The organism is Moraxella cuniculi (genome assembly GCF_900637105.1).
Taxonomy (GTDB): domain Bacteria; phylum Pseudomonadota; class Gammaproteobacteria; order Pseudomonadales; family Moraxellaceae; genus Moraxella; species Moraxella cuniculi.
This window is the reverse complement of sequence record NZ_LR134343.1, coordinates 322,689-337,642: the sequence shown is the minus strand read 5'-3', so window position 1 is coordinate 337,642 and position 14,954 is coordinate 322,689. Positions and strand designations below refer to the sequence as shown.

General features: G+C 46.0%; 15 protein-coding genes and 2 tRNA genes. 5 read left to right on the top strand and 12 right to left on the bottom strand.

The genetic code is table 11. From position 1 onward, the window contains the following. Positions 1–103: 103 nt before the first annotated feature. Positions 104–805, top strand: coding sequence for a single-stranded DNA-binding protein (gene ssb / locus EL162_RS01640; protein ID WP_126329632.1), 702 nt, complete (start codon positions 104–106; stop codon positions 803–805). 291 nt (positions 806–1,096) lie between these two features. On the opposite strand, the gene EL162_RS01635 is transcribed toward ssb, so the two are convergent. Further along, the gene (locus EL162_RS01635) at positions 1,097–2,248 is read right to left on the bottom strand and encodes a glutathionylspermidine synthase family protein (protein WP_126329630.1); all 1,152 of its coding nucleotides are present in this window, start codon (positions 2,246–2,248) and stop codon (positions 1,097–1,099) included. Further along, positions 2,245–2,796, bottom strand: coding sequence for a hypothetical protein (locus EL162_RS01630; RefSeq protein WP_126329628.1), 552 nt, complete (start codon positions 2,794–2,796; stop codon positions 2,245–2,247). Before EL162_RS01630 ends, EL162_RS01635 begins: the two co-directional genes overlap by 4 nt. A 251-nt stretch (positions 2,797–3,047) precedes the next feature. Between EL162_RS01630 and EL162_RS01625 the strand changes: the two genes are divergently transcribed. Genes EL162_RS01625 through ccmE form a run of 3 tightly spaced genes read left to right on the top strand, consistent with a single transcriptional unit; the run spans position 3,048 to position 4,617 of the window. Further along, the gene (locus EL162_RS01625) at positions 3,048–3,863 is read left to right on the top strand and encodes a heme ABC transporter permease (RefSeq protein ID WP_126329626.1); all 816 of its coding nucleotides are present in this window, start codon (positions 3,048–3,050) and stop codon (positions 3,861–3,863) included. 2 nt (positions 3,864–3,865) lie between these two features. Then, complete coding sequence (ccmD, locus tag EL162_RS01620; RefSeq protein WP_126329624.1) at positions 3,866–4,069, top strand: heme exporter protein CcmD; 204 nt, start codon at positions 3,866–3,868, stop codon at positions 4,067–4,069. 17 nt (positions 4,070–4,086) lie between these two features. After that, entirely contained in the window at positions 4,087–4,617 is a 531-nt protein-coding gene (ccmE, locus tag EL162_RS01615; RefSeq protein ID WP_126329622.1) for a cytochrome c maturation protein CcmE, read from the top strand. A 393-nt stretch (positions 4,618–5,010) separates the two neighbouring features. On the opposite strand, the gene EL162_RS01610 is transcribed toward ccmE, so the two are convergent. From EL162_RS01610 to EL162_RS01585, 6 genes are all read right to left on the bottom strand, one after another. Then, the gene (locus EL162_RS01610; RefSeq protein ID WP_126329620.1) at positions 5,011–5,850 is read right to left on the bottom strand and encodes a MetQ/NlpA family lipoprotein; all 840 of its coding nucleotides are present in this window, start codon (positions 5,848–5,850) and stop codon (positions 5,011–5,013) included. A 166-nt stretch (positions 5,851–6,016) separates the two neighbouring features. After that, positions 6,017–6,712: a methionine ABC transporter permease gene (locus EL162_RS01605; RefSeq protein WP_126329618.1), complete on the bottom strand. Its 696-nt coding sequence runs from the start codon at positions 6,710–6,712 to the stop codon at positions 6,017–6,019. Positions 6,713–6,761: 49 nt separating this feature from the next. Beyond that, positions 6,762–7,838 (bottom strand): methionine ABC transporter ATP-binding protein MetN, encoded by a 1,077-nt coding sequence (metN, locus tag EL162_RS01600; RefSeq protein ID WP_311195367.1) that lies wholly within the window; start codon positions 7,836–7,838, stop codon positions 6,762–6,764. Positions 7,839–7,955: 117 nt separating this feature from the next. Further along, the gene (locus tag EL162_RS01595) at positions 7,956–9,542 is read right to left on the bottom strand and encodes an ATP-binding protein (protein ID WP_126329616.1); all 1,587 of its coding nucleotides are present in this window, start codon (positions 9,540–9,542) and stop codon (positions 7,956–7,958) included. A 74-nt stretch (positions 9,543–9,616) separates the two neighbouring features. Further along, the gene (locus tag EL162_RS01590; RefSeq protein WP_076554881.1) at positions 9,617–10,339 is read right to left on the bottom strand and encodes a response regulator transcription factor; all 723 of its coding nucleotides are present in this window, start codon (positions 10,337–10,339) and stop codon (positions 9,617–9,619) included. Positions 10,340–10,541: 202 nt separating this feature from the next. Next, positions 10,542–11,525: an efflux RND transporter periplasmic adaptor subunit gene (locus EL162_RS01585; RefSeq protein ID WP_126329614.1), complete on the bottom strand. Its 984-nt coding sequence runs from the start codon at positions 11,523–11,525 to the stop codon at positions 10,542–10,544. Positions 11,526–11,839: 314 nt separating this feature from the next. Here EL162_RS01585 and EL162_RS01580 point away from each other — a divergent pair, with 314 nt between their 5' ends. Next, a complete protein-coding gene (locus tag EL162_RS01580; protein WP_076554882.1) occupies positions 11,840–12,355 on the top strand; it encodes a cytochrome b in 516 nt (171 codons plus the stop codon). Positions 12,356–12,598: 243 nt separating this feature from the next. Here the strand turns inward: EL162_RS01580 and EL162_RS01575 are convergent, their stop codons facing one another. The 4 genes from EL162_RS01575 to ispE form a co-directional block, all read right to left on the bottom strand. Next, on the bottom strand, positions 12,599–13,552 hold the full coding sequence (locus EL162_RS01575; protein ID WP_076554883.1) for a ribose-phosphate pyrophosphokinase: 954 nt from the start codon (positions 13,550–13,552) through the stop codon (positions 12,599–12,601). Positions 13,553–13,745: 193 nt separating this feature from the next. Continuing rightward, positions 13,746–13,821, bottom strand: a tRNA-Gln gene (locus EL162_RS01570). A gap of 64 nt (positions 13,822–13,885) precedes the next feature. Further along, positions 13,886–13,961 (bottom strand) — tRNA-Gln (locus EL162_RS01565). A 96-nt stretch (positions 13,962–14,057) separates the two neighbouring features. Continuing rightward, on the bottom strand, positions 14,058–14,948 hold the full coding sequence (gene ispE, locus EL162_RS01560; protein WP_126329612.1) for a 4-(cytidine 5'-diphospho)-2-C-methyl-D-erythritol kinase: 891 nt from the start codon (positions 14,946–14,948) through the stop codon (positions 14,058–14,060). Positions 14,949–14,954: the final 6 nt, after the last annotated feature.

Genomic DNA, 14,954 nt, shown 5'->3' with positions numbered 1-14,954 from the left:
TTACAAAATTTGGCAAATTGTTTTGGAAAATTTGGCAAAGTTTGGTTATAATCAATCTTGTGAATGCTGATATTCACCACTGATTAACAAAAAAGGAAATCGTATGAGTGTCAATAAGGTAATTCTTGTGGGTAATCTAGGTAACGACCCAGAAGTTAGACAATTTGATAATGGTGGTATGCTTGCCACTGTCTCTATTGCCACCAGCGAACGCTGGACAGACCGCAATACTGGCGAACGCAAGGAGCATACCGAGTGGCATCGTGTGGTGTTTAATAACAAACTTGCCGAAATCGTACAACAATACCTGCGTAAGGGTTCGCAGATTTATGTTGAGGGCAGTTTGCGTACACGCAAATGGACTGACACACAAACAGGGCAAGAACGCTACAGCACCGAAGTGCGTGCTGATACCATGCAGATGCTTGGCACTCGTGGTGGCAATGGCGGTGGCGATTTTAATCAAAATGGCGGCTATGGCGGCTATCAAAATCAGCCAAATCACTATGCAGGACAGGGTCAAGGTGGCTACAATCAAGGTTATGCCACAAACCAAAATCAGGGCTACAACAACCGACCAGCCCAAAACAACTATGGCCATCAGCCAAATAATATGCCGTACAATAATCAGTTTGCATCCTCGGATAATGCTCAAGCCGCTCCGATGAATAGCCGTGCTGATATGTCAGCACAGGGCAATAATATGGCACAGCATAACTCTTTTCAAAAACCAGCCACGCCGCCAGCTGATAAGCCTGTCATCTCGCCAGCAGCGGGCGTTGCTGATGATGATATTCCATTCTAATTGTCTGATGGGATCATTAAAAAACACAAAAAGACCTTGGGCGACAAGGTCTTTTTTTTGTTGATTTGATAACATTCAACCCATGACAGGTTATGACAAAAAATCTTGTCAGCTGATTTGAAACACTTGGCTGTCTTGGTGTGGTTTTTGATGGCATTAAGGAGATTTTGGGTGGCTTAACAAGTGCAGTCTGGCAATGGGGCGGTCAAATTTATTTTGCAAAATTGATAAGTTTGATAATTTCCCAATGCTGTCCATCGGTCAGGCTGCAACACTGACCGATGGGCGATTTTAGATAAATGCGTGTGGCACAAACAGGCTGGTATCTTTGGTAATCAGCGTACTGTCCTCGCGAATGCCCATGCCAGCTGCACCATGGCCCACCACCCAGCTGCCAACAACCGCATAGACTTCTTTGCCCTGATTGTTATGAAATTTTGGCAAAGGCTGCATGGCTTGATAAACATAACCTTCTTTGCCATATTGCCCATCGGTAGCAAGCAGTGAACCGTTGTGCTGCAAGCTGACATTTGCCCCCTCGCGCGAGAAAAAGGGTTTTTTGACGACATTGCCAGTTAATTGCTTGGCATCGAGGCTTGCTGGCAGTAGATTTGGGTGATTGCCAAACAGCTGCCACAGCACAGCAAGCATGGCTTTATTGCTTAGTAATAGCTTATAGGCAGGTTCGATAAATTGCGTGCCTGCATGAGTGATGTATTGACCAAAAGGTTCGTCAAGCAACCACTCCCATGGATACAGCTTAAATAAATGCGTGATGATTGTGTCTTTGGTGTCGGTAAATTTGCCATCGTGGCTACGATAGCCGATTGCACCAATGTCCAAATAATCCGTGCCAAGCCCTGCCTGTATGGCGACATCTTGCAGGTAGCGAGTGGTTGTCAAATCCTCCACACTGGCAGAGACTGCCGCAAAATGCAGCGTGTGATTGCCAATGGTGTGTGCCAATTGCCCAAATTCTAGCAACAACCGTTCATGAATACTGTTAAACTGGTCGGCATCAGCAAGCATACCTGTTTGTGCCTGTAACCAATACCATTGGGCAACACTTGCCTCAAACAACGAGGTTGGGGTATCGGCATTGTATTCGTACAATTTGGGTGGATTGATACCATCAAAGCACAAATCAAAACGACCATACAGGCTAAATTGCTGATTGCGAAAACTTGACTCAATCAACGCCGCTGCATCATCATTAATACCAAGCATGGCATAGTCGCCTGTTTTGATGACATGGGCGATAGCCTGCAGGTACATTTGGTGCAGCTCATTGGTGGCATCTTCGATGATGGTTATTTGTTTTTCGTTAAACAGATAACAAGCATCTTCTTGCCAATAGTTGCCATCAATGCTGTGGTAATCAAAACCAATACGAGCCATCTGCTCTTGCCAGTCAGGGCGAGCAGTAACAGCAATGCGTTTCATGAAGCTGTGCTGCCAGTTGCATTGCCTGTCTGCCCAAAACCTTGACGAGTTGTTCCCGTTTTGTTGTCTTGGGTGGCTTGAGCCAGTGTTTGGCGATTGTTGTTTGCTGCTTGTTGCTGCGGATTTTGGGCTGGTTGCTGGGTGGTTGTGGGCGTTTGGGCGGTTTGTGAGGCGGTGGCGGTGGCTGCCTTGTTGCCAGTGGCTTTGCTGGCAATATATCCTGCAGCAGCACCAGCGGCAGCAGCGGCAAGCATACTGCCCGCACCGCTACCATCGGTTGCAGTGGCTTCACCTTGCTGCTCACCAGCGGCAGCGGCTTGAGCTTGAGCCTCAAGTTCGGCAGCCTGAGCTTGCAAGGCGGCAGCTTGCTCTTGTAGAGCTTGGGCTTCGGCACTGGTGTAGCTGGGTTGTTGTGGTTGCTGGACTTGTTGTGTGGTTTGTGGCGTGTCGGTTGGCGAACAGGCACTCAACAGGCCAGCCGTACCAAGCAGCACCAAAGAGATGTTTGATGATTTATAAGATTTTTTGGCAAGGGTTGATTGTCTCATACGATTATCCAAAAGCAAATTATCCAAAATACACGGAACAAAATCCAAGCCAATCACCGCAGCTTTGGCAGATGATGGCGTGATGTATAAACTAAGTGCATTATGCAGTTAAATGATAAATTTTGCAAGCCTTTGGCAGTCAGATGGATTATTCAGACTGTTGTGCTTGTAGGATAATGGCAAGCATGGTTGTGATGTGCTATAATAAGGCATTTATTAACGCTAAAACAGCACAACCAGCTAGGTGATTTATGCCAAAAGACACCCCAGCTTTGCACAACAATAATACAAATAATCAGCGTGGCGGTTTTTTTAATCGCCTGTGGCAAGCATTTTTGACCACCGTGGGAACGGAGCGGTTTTTTCAGATTTTCTCACCTTGGGTGAAGTATCTTGCCAGCATTGCTACAGTGCTGCTTGCTGCTGGGCTGATATGGGGATTGGGATTTGCTCCTGCTGATTATCTACAGGGCAATTCATACCGTATTATTTTTATCCATGTGCCAGCAGCCAGCCTTGCCATGAGTATTTATTTTGCCATGAGCGTGCTTGGGGTGATTTTTTTGGTATGGAAAATCAAAACCGCCAATTTGGTTGCCCAAGCCATTGCTCCGATTGGCTTTGTGTGTTGCGTGCTAAGTCTTTTGACAGGCTCAATCTGGGGCAAGCCAACTTGGGGAACTTATTGGGTATGGGACGCACGCTTGACTTCGATGTTGATTTTGGCATTTTTGTATGCTGGGGTGATTGCTTTATTTGTCGCATTTGAGCACAGCAACAACCGAGGCAAGGCGGCGGCAATTTTGTCCATTGTCGGGGCGGTGAATTTGCCCATCATTAAATACTCGGTCGAGTGGTGGAATACGCTGCACCAAGGGGCGACTTTTTCCATCACCAATGCACCCAAAATGGACGCATCAATGTGGGTGCCGCTGCTGATTATGCTGCTTGGTGCTTATTTTTTGGTGGCGGCATTGGCAATTTATCGTACCAATTCGCTGATTTTGTTGCGTGAGGCAAATAAGGCATGGGTGCAGCGGCTGCTTTTGCGAGCCGATGGAGAGTGATAATGACACCATATTTTGCAAACTTTGCTGACTTTATTGCGATGGGTGGGCATGCCTTTTATGTTTGGCTGTGCTATGGTTTTGTATTTTTGGCGGTAGTTGGTATGATTGTTTATGCCAAAGCGGAACGCAATATGGTGCTAAAAAAACTAAAAAAACGCCAGCCAAATAAGCGATTAACCAACAAACAGCGTCGTGCCAACTAGGCGAAAAAGGGGCAAAAATGAACACCGTAAGACAAAAAAAACTGATGTGGGTATTTGCTGTGCTGCTCGGTGCAGCGGTGGCAGTGGCGTTGATTTTGTACGCCATTGGTAATCAAACCGATTATTATTTTGACCCAACAGCAATCGCTGCAGGTCAGGCACCTGAGGCCAAGCGAATTCGTGCAGGGGGCATGGTGGTTGCAGGCAGTGTCAAGCGAGATGCCGCCGATCCGCTGAATATCCAATTCTCCATCACGGATTATAAGGCGACAGTGCCTGTGGTGTATCGCGGTGTTTTGCCTGACTTGTTTGCCGAAAACTCTGGCATTGTTGCTACAGGGCAAATGCAAGAAGGGGTTTTTGTCGCCAGCGAAGTGCTGGCTAAGCATGATGAGAATTATATGCCGCCTGAGGTTGCCAAATCGCTAAAAACCGAACACGCTGCACAAGGGGTTGATGTAAGCAAAGAGCAGTTTATTCCAGCAACAACGATGAGCGAAATTGATCAGCGAAACAAGCAAAACACCCCAACAACGAACGATAAATAAATATAAGCACAATACCCAAAAACCAAATGGGGTAGGCTTATATTGGCAGTCAAGCACAGATATTTCTGTGCTTTTTGTTTTGGTTGATATTGGCAGCTTGAGTGTGATTTGTAAAATGGCAGCTAAGCCTGCAAGTGGGGTAAATAAAGCCCATGGACTATCCGTTCATTCATCCTACTGGCAAGGGCTATGTGCTGTAGTAAGCGATGGCTATTGATGCGTCTGTAGGTGATTTGGCTGCCCATGCCTTGCTGGCGGTGAATTGTGCATGACTAGAAAACTTACAATATGATTGCATGGCTTATCAATAAAAATACACCCCAAAGCAACGAAAAGTAACTTTGGGGTGCTTTCATACTTCACCAATTTGCGGGGGAGGGGAAGTTGAAAAATTTACCAGCCTTTTACGACACCATCTTTAAACTGCTTTTTGGCTTCGGCTTCTACTTCGTCAGTTTGGTAGGCTTTGACAAAATTCTGAATCGCTTCAGAGTCTTTATTGTCCGTACGAGCCACGATGATATTAACATAAGGAGACTGTTTGTCTTCGACAAATACGCCATGTTCGCTGGCGTTTAGACCTGCTTGACCTGCATAGTTGTTATTAACTACTGCCAAATCCACATCGTCAATCGCACGAGCAGCCACAGCAGTGTCCACTTCTTTGATTTTTAGATTTTTTGGATTTTCGACAATATCAAGCGTGGTGGACAGCAGGTTGTTGTTGTCTTTTAGTTTGATTAGTCCTTGTTTTTCAAGCAAAATCAACGCACGAGCCAAGTTTGATGGGTCATTTGGCACAGCAACGGTAGCACCATCTTTTAGTTCGCTTAGGTTTTTGATGGTTTTTGAGTAACCAGCCAAAGGATAGACGAATGTATTGCCAACAATGGCAAGGTTATCCAGACCTTTTTTGGCGGTATCTTCGTCAAGATAAGGCTTGTGCTGCATGGCGTTGGCGTCCAAATCACCATTTGAGACAGCGGTGTTTGGCAGAGCATAATCATTAAACTCAACCAATTCAACAGTCAGGTTGTATTTTTCTTTGGCAACCTTACCAGCAACTTCGGCGACAGCTTGTTCTGGGCCTGCCATTACGCCAACTTTGATGGTTTGTGCCGTTGGGTCTGTTGCTGCAGGGGCTTCGGTGGTTTGTGTAGGTTTGTTGCCACAACCAGCCAAAGCAATGCCTGATGCCAAAGCACAGATACCAAATAACTTACCAAAATTCATGGTGAAATCCTTAAAAATGTCTGAATATGCCACACAGTTTATAAAACTTGGACGATAATTATTGATTATTAAACCACAAAATATCAGCCAAGGGCAAGTGTTTTCATCGGCAAATTATGCCTAAACTTATGAAATTTTTTCACAAAGAGATGAGCCAAATTCACCATCAGCGATGATCGACTTTTGTTGCGATAAAATCGCCGATTTTTTGGAAAATCATCACGATGGCAACGATGATGATGGTAGAAATCCATTTGACATAAATCATATTGCGATGCTCGCCATAGTTGATGGCAAGACTGCCCAAGCCACCGCCGCCGACTACGCCAGCCATCGCCGAGTAGCCAATGAGTGATACTAAGGTTAGCGTTGTGGCATTGATTAGGCTTGGTAGACTTTCGGCAAAGTAGTATTTGCTAATCATCTGCCAATGCGTTGCCCCCATGGATTTGGCGGCTTCGGTCAGCCCTGTGGGGATTTCAAGCAAAGCATTGGCGGTCAGGCGAGCAAAAAATGGAATGGCAGCGACACTAAGCGGCACGATTGCTGCGGTTGTACCAAGCGTTGTGCCGACCAAAAAACGCGTAACAGGCATCAGGATAATCAGCAAAATAATAAACGGCACGGAACGACCAACATTGATAACAGCGTCCAACAAAACAAAGGCAGTGCGATTTTGGAAAATACGACCTTTGTCAGTCAAAAATGCCAAAAATCCCAGCGGCAGACCAACCAGTACGGCAATGAGCGTGGCAACCAGCCCCATATAGAGCGTCTCCCAAGTTGATTGGGCAACCATCATCCACATTTTTGGGTGCATTTCGCTGGTAAAATTAGCAATCAGAGTGTCCCACACAAGCATACTCCATACTTAAAAATATCTAAATAATGATGAAATCTTGATGTTGATTTTAATAGTTTGGATTGTCCAAATAACCCAATACCTCAATGTCTACTCGATGAGCGTGCAAAAACTCGATCGCTTGCATGACGGCTGTTTGTTCGCCAATCACCTGACAGATGGTAAAGCCAAATTTCACACCGCCAGCATAGTCCATTTGTGAGGTGAGAATATTAAACTCTGCACCAAATTGCTTGGAGGCTTGAGAAAACAGGGGCATATCCACCGAGTTGCCTGTAAATTCGCATTTGATGACTGGCGAGCGGTTGGTAGTAGGCTTATTTGTTAGTTTATTTAAAAAATAATCAGGCAAGCCGATGTGAAATGTTGAACGAATGAATGCTTTGGCAAGCTCAGTTTGGGGGTTGGCAAAAATCTCGCCGACCGTGCCTTGTTCGATGAGTCTACCCTTGTCAATGACCGCTACTTTGTCGCAGATTTGCTTGACGACATTCATCTCGTGTGTGATGAGCAAGATGGTAATGCCAAGTTTTTGGTTGATTTGCTTGAGCAGTTTTAGGATTGATTGTGTGGTGGCAGGGTCAAGTGCCGAAGTCGCCTCATCACACAGCAGCACCTTGGGGTCTGAAGCCAAGGCACGAGCAATCGCCACTCGCTGCTTTTGTCCGCCTGATAAGTTGGCAGGGTAAGCGTGTTTTTTGTCTGCCAAGCCAACCAAATCAAGCAATTTGTTCACTTTTTGCTCAATAACCAATGACGGCGTATCAGCCAGCTCCAGCGGCAGGGCGATGTTTTCAAAAACGGTGCGTGAATGCAGCAGATTAAAATGCTGAAAAATCATGCCGATTTTTCGCCGCTTTTGTATCAGTTGGTTTTCGCTAAGCGTGGTTAAATCAGTACCATCAACCACCACAGACCCTGTGGTTGGCACTTCAAGCAGATTAATGCAGCGAATCAAGGTTGATTTGCCCGCACCTGATGCACCGATGATGCCATATATTTCGCCTGCTTGGACGGACAAATCGGTCGGCTGCACCGCAGTGAAAGAATCTTGCTTGCCGTCTTTTTCGATGATAAAAGTCTTGCTAACCCCAGATAGGGCAATCATTGGGCTGTGTGTGGACATTGGATTGCTAAATTATGCTAATAAATAACGATAGTATAGCACAGTTTGATGGATTTACCCATGCCAAATTGCCTGCGTTTGGCTTGGTGATGGCAACCGGCAGTGTTTTGGGCGATTTTATGGTGCTGATTTGGGTGGTTGTTCTAAGGCTTGGCGGTTTGGTTTGGCGTTTAGCGGTAGCACAACCAAGAAGCGAGTATGGCCTTGCCAAGTGTCTGTCGTGATGATACCGCTGTGGGCTTCGGTGATTTGTGCCACCAATGACAAGCCAAGCCCTGAACCTTTTTTCTCCTGCTTTAGGCGAACAAAGGGGCTAAAAATATCCTCGCGTTTGTCCACAGGAATGCCTGTGCCTTGATCGACAAATGCAAGCACGGCATAGTTTGCCTTGTCGGACTTGGTTTTGTCTTTTTCTTTGCTGCGTGTTAGGCGTTTTAAAAAATCGCTTGGTGTTTTGCTTTCGGTATCATCATTGTTAATCACAAGCGTGTCAGGGTCTGTGGCTGAATTATTGTCAAGCAGTGCTTGCGGAATGGTAGCAGCATCATCAATCCGTGCCACTTGATACAGATAGACGGACACGGGCGGTATGCCATGAATCATGGCGTTATTTAACAGGTTGCGTACCAAATGCGTAAGCAGCTTGGGCTGGGCGATGAGCCAAATTGGCTCGCCAATCAGTTCTGCTTCGGGGTAGTGCTGGCATTCTTGGCGAACCAGCTCGTACAAATCAACCTGCTCGCTTGCTTGTAGAGCATGACCAGCATCAAGGCGTGAAACAAGCAAAATACTCTCAACCAGCTCATTTAATCCTGTCAAATCACGATTGACCGCTGCTGCACGCTTGTTGAATTTTTCTTTGGTTTCGTCATCGAGCTTATCAAGCAGCATTTGCATCATCTCAATCTGTAGGCGAATGCGAGTAATTGGCGTGCGAAACTCGTGAGAGGCGTGTGCCAAAAGCAGATTATTGGCATTGATAAGCTGTTCTATTTTTTCGGCAGATTGGTTAAAGCCGTGTGCCAAGATGGCGATTTCGTCATTGCCTTCTTCAGGCACTCGCACGCTAAAATCCCCTTCGCCCAAGCGGCTCATCTGCTGACTTAGCTGATTGATTCGCCAAGTAATGCTGTGAGCAATCCACCACAGCACCGCTGACATGATGATAAATAATAAAATCGTACCCGAAAACAGGTTAAACCACGCCATCAGCGGCCGCTCTGGCGAGGGTGTGCGGTTTTCGTACCACAGCGAAAAACCCAGCGGACTGCTGACAACGGTATGAGAAGGCGAGGGGGAGAAAATTTGGCTAATCCAAGGGGGTTCAGGATGCAAAATTGGTGGCAGTTCTGTATTTTCGGTCTGTAGCATCAGTCGCCCTTGAGCATTATACAGTCCGATTTTGGCATTGAGACTTTCATCAAAAATATCAAAACTTTTTTTGATAACCGCCAGCGAAAAACGAGCTTGTAGCAAATTATTCTCGGCGGTGAGTGTGCGAGCCTCGGTCAAAAACGGCTCAATCTGCGTCATGATTTGGCTGGCGATGGCACGATTTTTGGCATCATCAGAGTTATTGTGGGCAAATTGTGAAAGTATCACAAAGGCGATGGTAAAAGTCAATAATGCCAAAAACACGCTGATAAATAAGCGTGCTGAAATTGAACGAAAGCCAAACTTGCCATAATGTGCCAGTTTTGCCATTGACAAAATCCTTGCGTTGGGTAGCCAGCCAGTATTATTTTAAGCCATCAGGCGACTGCTTGATGGCTTGGTCATTAGACTTGGTCGGTTGCAAACTGATAGCCAACTCCGCGTACGGTGATGATGCGTTTGGGCTGGCGTGGATTGTCTTCAATCAAGGCTCGCAAGCGTGAAATATGCACATCAATGGCACGGTCAATATTTTCCGAGCTGTCATCATTTGGCATGGCTTGCCACAGCTGCTCACGGTTTAGTACCTTGCCTGCGTGCGTGGCAAAATAATGCAGCAACTGGAATTGGTGCGTGGTCAGACGGACGGTTTTTTCGTCAATGGTAACTTCGTGGCTGTCTGGATATACCGTCAAGCGACCAAAACTTAGACTGCCTGAGCTGGTGTCTGCTTGGTTTGGTGTCTCGTGGCGACGCAATACTGCACGGATGCGGGCAAGCAATTCTCGAGGTTCAAAGGGCTTGGCGATGTAGTCATCAGCACCCATCTCAAGACCCAGCACACGGTCGGTGGTGTCGCCTTTGGCGGTTAGCATGACGATGGGAACTTTGTTGATGGCGTTATTTTTTGAGCCACGCACTTTTTGGCAGACTTGCATGCCGTCCATGTCAGGCAGCATTAAATCCAGCACAATCAAGCTAATTTCACGCTCTTTGGCTTCCAAAATATCAAGCCCCGCCTGTCCTGTGGCAGCATGATGCACTTCATAATAATTCATTGACAGATAATCGCTGATTAATTCTGCCAAATCTGGATCGTCTTCGATGAGTAGGATTTGTTTATTCATTTTAATACCTGTCTGTAGTAATAATAAGCAATCTAATCACTTATTGAATATAAATTAATTGCAATAAGTATATCTTGCCAAGTTTTTGCTGGCTTGGCAAGAGTAAATTTGTAGCAAATTGCATAAACTTTGCCCAATTTTCCAAAATACGCAACAGATTATAGATAAGCGTAACATTTGTAAGATATCCGTAGTTTGTGCATTATTGCAGCATGACTTGTTTACCATGTGCTTGCTTATCAAGTTTGGCGGTGCTGACCAAGCTATCCTCTGTGATGCCCTGCACCAAGAATTGCTGCGTTTTTGGATAATATTCAACCAGTTTGACCGCCGACAAGGACAAGCTGTGATCTTGTTTAATAACCCAAACAAAACCATCAACAGGCGTGGCAGGCTTGTGCGGTGGCTGCAAAAATAAGCTCAAATCAGCAGGCTGTAATGCTGCATCATAAACCGCATCGGCAGGCATGACGACCCCAACCTGAATCTGACCGTAGTTGATATGACCAACCACGCCACGCCCCAGCAAATCTGCCGTCTCGTCATTGGTGGTGTCAATAATCACATGGACATTGATGAGGTTGGGATTGTCTTTATCAATGTCTACTTGGCTGATTTGCCCTGTATGACTGACGCCATCAACCCCAAAATTCACCGCATCGCCAACTTGGATATGCTCAAGCAAACTGGCAGAGAGCTGGCTGATGAATTTTAATTGTGAAGTGTCGCTAATCTCAAGCCAAGCGTCCGCCTTGTCATAGCTTTGGTTTGTTTGGGCAAAAATTTTGTCAATCGTTCCGTCAAATGGTGCAGTCAGCTCAAACGGCGTGGCAGATTGGTTGCTTTGTGCCAATGTATCGGGCAGATAAGTCAGCAAAACATCGCCTTTTTTGACACTGTCGCCAGCTTGTACGCTGATGCTGCTAATGCTGGCAGGGGTTAATGCTGTGAGTGTGGTTTTTTTGATGGGCGTGATGACCCCAACAAAGGCGAAGCTGGGCTGATACTTGACCATTTTTACGGTCATCACTGCTTGCTTGGGCAGTGTGATGGTATCGCCAGTGGCTGGCTGGCTGTTTGTAGGTTCGGTGCAGGCGGATAATAGCAGGGCGGACAAAATCACCGCCAAGGCACGGCGTTGTAAATGATGGCTGCATTGATGAGCTGCTGGTATTTTTGTTGGCATGGCTTTGGCGTGTTAAAATGGATTATCAGATTATCTTAACATGGTTTTGTTTGTAGGAAAATATCGGCTTTTGGCTTTGTGCGGTATTGGTGGCAGTGTTTCACTAATTGCCAAGTATATTGGTACAAAATTCCAACATTTAAGCAATAAAAAACTGAATAAATCTTGATAAAATTGTTGGAATTTATTCAAAATAATCAATTGCTTGATATTTAGCCAGTATAGTTAAGACCCAAGTATAACAATGCTGCGATGCTTGATTTGGCAGCATGGTGGTCGCCAGCAAATATCAAGTTCAACCAAAAGGAGAATTTATGAGTCAGACGGCGGCATCTTATGTGTCAAAATACAATATAGCAGCACGCATTTTTCACTGGGTGGGTGCAGCATTGATTGTTGCGGCGGTGGTAATCATCAATCAAGGTGAGGAGTTTATCAGCCTGCATAAATCAGTGGGGTTTAGCTTTTTGATTTGGACGGTTTTGCGTTTGATTAATCGCTTTGTCAGTGCAGCACCAAGCCCTGTGGCGATGTCGAAGTTGCAGCACGGATTGTCAGTTGCGGTACATGGCTTGTTGTATGTGGCGATGCTCGCCATGCCGCTGACAGGCTTACTTGCTTCGATGGCGTTTGGCTATGGGGTGAATGTTTTTGGCGTGCTGCCAATTGCAGGATTTGCAACGCCCAATGACGAGCTGGGCAGTATGATGATGAACCTGCACAAGAATTTGATCTGGCCAGCCTTGCTTGCATTGGTGGCGGCTCATATTTTGGCAGCACTGTATCATCAGTTTGTCATGAAGGACAAGCTACTATCTCGTATGCTATAAATGCTCGTGTACAATGAGCGGTATAGCTATCAGACTGGGTCAAGTTTTGCTTGACCTTTTTATATTTTTGGGTGATGGTTGTAGTGGGTTTGTGGCGGCTTGATTTGTTGATTAATAAATAAGGCATTTATTCCAAAGTAAGCTGTGCTACCAAAGCACAAGATGATGTTTGAAAGGTGGATTGGTCAATGAATCCACCTAGATTAAAAAAACCGCCGATATTCTCGGCGGTCAGAGTGCAAATCAGACATCGTACTCAAACATGGCGCTGATGGATTCTTCGTTATTGATACGACGCAATGCCTCGGCAATCATCGCAGCAATACTGACTTGGCGGATATTGGCACAGGCAGCGGCAGCCTCTGACAATGGAATGGTATCGGTAACAACCAGCTCGTCAAGTGCAGAATTGGCAATGGTCTCGATTGCCTTGCCTGATAATACAGGGTGGGTGATGTAACCAACCACACGGTTGGCACCGTTGTCTTTTAGGGCTTGGGCGGCCTTGCATAGCGTGCCTGCGGTATCAACAATATCATCAACGATGACGCAATCACGACCAGAAACATCGCCGATGATATGCATGACTTGCGATTCATTGGCACGGGCACGGCGTTTGTCAATGATGGCAAGGTCGGCATCGCCAAGCAGTTTTGCCATGGCACGAGCCCGCACAACGCCACCAACATCTGGCGAAACCACCATCAGGTTTTCGTAGTTTTGTTGCTTAAGGTCGCGTAACAACACAGGCGTGCCGTACAGATTGTCCACAGGCACATCAAAAAAGCCCTGAATCTGATCTGAATGCAAATCAACCATCATCACACGATCAATGCCTGCAATTGATAGCATATCAGCAACAACTTTCGCTGAAATAGGCACACGAGCAGAGCGAGGGCGGCGATCTTGGCGAGCATAGCCAAAATAAGGAATCACAGCAGTGATACGACCTGCACTTGAGCGACGCAACGCATCAGCCAGCAGGACAATCTCCATCAGATTGTCGTTGGTTGGTACACAGGTTGGCTGCAAGATAAATACATCTTTGCCACGCACATTTTCTTTGACCTCAATGGCGATTTCACCATCAGAAAAGCGAGTAATATCCGCTTTGCCCAATGGAATGTGCAAGTTGTCGGCAACGGTTTGGGCAAGTTGTGGGTTGGCACTACCTGAAAAGACAGCCATATATGACATGGTAAAAATCCTATAAAAGCGAATTGGGGCTAAAGAGCCATCAAATTTGGGTATATTTTAGCATTTTTGAGCAAAAAATTACACAATCTTTGCTGTTTTTTGGCGGTTTTTGTGATAATTTTTGCCACCGTGCAATAAGGCGGTACTGATACAAAAAAATCAAGCCAACCGATTGGCTGGCTTGATTTGGATTTGGCAGAGGTAGCTGGACTCGAACCAACGAATGTCAGGATCAAAACCTGATGCCTTACCAACTTGGCGATACCCCTAAGGTGCAATTTTAAAGATTGCGAACTTTGACTTGTAAAATGCAGTGCATTATCACAAGAAAATTGGCAGAGGTAGCTGGACTCGAACCAACGAATGTCAGGATCAAAACCTGATGCCTTACCAACTTGGCGATACCCCTGTATAGGCAAAAAATTATACCAAATTTTTGTCAAATTGCAAGAATTTTTCCAAAAATTTATTGAAAATTTATATAAGTTATTGAAAAATAATAATTTTATAAATTTTCTGATGCAGGATAGAGACTGTCAGCAACCACGCAGGGACAAGGGGCGGACAGTTGCCATGCGGTTAATTCGGACAAATCAATGTGGGCAGGAATTGGCAAAAAAACTGTGCTGCCTGTACCAGTTAGCCTTGGGTGGGTGTTGGTGATGGCAGCCAAGCGTTGCAAATAATCTAAGGCGGTGGCGACTTGGGTGTTGATTTTGCTGGCGATGGCTTCAAAGGCGTTGTAAAAGCCAGCCTCCAAGCGTTCGCCGTATTCCAAATAGCGTGCGTCAATATTGTCCAAGAGGGCGTGATTTTTGTTCAGCTCTGGGTGGGCAAATAATGTTTTGGTTGCCAAATGAGCCTGCGGAAAAAGCAGCAAGTAGCGAGCAGCGGGCAGTGATAGTGCTGATAGCTCATCACCAATGCCCAAAGCGTGTGCGTCTGCTTGCTGGGCGTGGCTGAAAATAAAAAATGGCACATCTGCCCCCAAGGTTCTGCCAATGGCGAGCAACTCATCGGTGGATAGGTTTAGTTGCCACAGTTGGTTTAGGGTGATAAGCGTGGTGGCACAATTGCTTGAGCCACCGCCCAATCCTGCACCTGTGGGGATTTTTTTGTCCAGATGAATGGCGATGGGCGTGGCAGCATCTGGGTAGCGTGTTGCCAAAGCAGTCGTGGCACGGCTGATTAGGTTGTCGTGCAGGTTGGCGGTCAAGGTATCAGCACCTGTCAAGGTTAATAATGGTGCATCAGCAGCAGCTGGCATAAATGTCAGCCAATCACCAAAATCCAAAGCACGAAAGACACTTTGGATATTGTGATAGCCGTCATCTCGCTTGGCAGTAATGTGCAAAAATAAGTTGATTTTGGCAGGAGAAAATACTGTCAAAGACATAGGTAG

Coding starts and splice junctions, on each gene's coding strand:
- ssb (WP_126329632.1), top strand. CDS start 104: ATGAGTGTCAATAAGGTAATTCTTGTGGGTAATCTAGGTAACGACCCA.
- EL162_RS01635 (WP_126329630.1), bottom strand. CDS start 2,248: ATGAAACGCATTGCTGTTACTGCTCGCCCTGACTGGCAAGAGCAGATG.
- EL162_RS01630 (WP_126329628.1), bottom strand. CDS start 2,796: ATGAGACAATCAACCCTTGCCAAAAAATCTTATAAATCATCAAACATC.
- EL162_RS01625 (WP_126329626.1), top strand. CDS start 3,048: ATGCCAAAAGACACCCCAGCTTTGCACAACAATAATACAAATAATCAG.
- ccmD (WP_126329624.1), top strand. CDS start 3,866: ATGACACCATATTTTGCAAACTTTGCTGACTTTATTGCGATGGGTGGG.
- ccmE (WP_126329622.1), top strand. CDS start 4,087: ATGAACACCGTAAGACAAAAAAAACTGATGTGGGTATTTGCTGTGCTG.
- EL162_RS01610 (WP_126329620.1), bottom strand. CDS start 5,850: ATGAATTTTGGTAAGTTATTTGGTATCTGTGCTTTGGCATCAGGCATT.
- EL162_RS01605 (WP_126329618.1), bottom strand. CDS start 6,712: ATGCTTGTGTGGGACACTCTGATTGCTAATTTTACCAGCGAAATGCAC.
- metN (WP_311195367.1), bottom strand. CDS start 7,838: ATGTCCACACACAGCCCAATGATTGCCCTATCTGGGGTTAGCAAGACT.
- EL162_RS01595 (WP_126329616.1), bottom strand. CDS start 9,542: ATGGCAAAACTGGCACATTATGGCAAGTTTGGCTTTCGTTCAATTTCA.
- EL162_RS01590 (WP_076554881.1), bottom strand. CDS start 10,339: ATGAATAAACAAATCCTACTCATCGAAGACGATCCAGATTTGGCAGAA.
- EL162_RS01585 (WP_126329614.1), bottom strand. CDS start 11,525: ATGCCAACAAAAATACCAGCAGCTCATCAATGCAGCCATCATTTACAA.
- EL162_RS01580 (WP_076554882.1), top strand. CDS start 11,840: ATGAGTCAGACGGCGGCATCTTATGTGTCAAAATACAATATAGCAGCA.
- EL162_RS01575 (WP_076554883.1), bottom strand. CDS start 13,552: ATGTCATATATGGCTGTCTTTTCAGGTAGTGCCAACCCACAACTTGCC.
- ispE (WP_126329612.1), bottom strand. CDS start 14,948: ATGTCTTTGACAGTATTTTCTCCTGCCAAAATCAACTTATTTTTGCAC.